The 531-nt window shown below is 71.8% G+C and carries 2 protein-coding genes; one reads left to right on the forward strand and one right to left on the reverse strand.

The window, feature by feature from the left end; translation table 11 throughout:
• A partial coding sequence (locus HUK84_RS22550) for a uracil-DNA glycosylase family protein (RefSeq protein ID WP_281362902.1) occupies nucleotides 1-307 on the forward strand: 307 nt, incomplete at its 5' end.
• On the opposite strand, the gene HUK84_RS22555 is transcribed toward HUK84_RS22550, so the two are convergent.
• On the reverse strand, nucleotides 299-531 hold a 233-nt coding region (locus HUK84_RS22555), incomplete at its 5' end, for a MarC family protein (RefSeq protein WP_281362903.1). The two genes, HUK84_RS22550 and HUK84_RS22555, sit on opposite strands and share 9 nt — an antisense overlap.

Consider the following 531-nt stretch of genomic DNA (forward strand, 5'->3'; position numbering starts at 1 on the left):
GCCGCCACGGGCGGAATGCGCGCCGCTGTGGCGCGCGCGGCTGCTGGCGGCGATGCCGCAGGTGCGGCTGACCCTTCTGGTCGGCGCTTACGCGCAGGCGGCGGTACTGGGACCCGGGCGGGTCGAGGACCGGGTACGGGCCTATCGCGACCTGCTGCCGCGGTATTTCCCCCTGCCCCATCCGTCATGGCGCACCGGCGCGTGGGAGCGGCGCAACCCGTGGTTCGCCGAGGAGGTGATTCCGGCGCTGCGCGCGGTGATCGCGCCATTCCTGAAGCAGGCCCTAACACACTCCAAGTCAGCTTGAGCCGACGGCGGCGCGCACGATGCCGAGCGCCAGGCCCTTGATCCCGGACGAGAGGATCTGCACCCCGATGCAGAGCAGGATCAGCGCGGCCAGGCGCGAGACGATGCGCGCGCCGGTCACGCCCAGCAGCGCCATCAGCCGCTCGGCATAGGCGTAGGCTAGCCAGATCGTGGCGGCCACGACGATCGCGGCGACCGACAGCGCGACATAGAAGGCCGGCCAGT

It is taken from the genome of Nguyenibacter vanlangensis (assembly GCF_013376155.1).
In the GTDB taxonomy this organism is placed as follows: Bacteria; Pseudomonadota; Alphaproteobacteria; order Acetobacterales; family Acetobacteraceae; genus Gluconacetobacter; species Gluconacetobacter vanlangensis.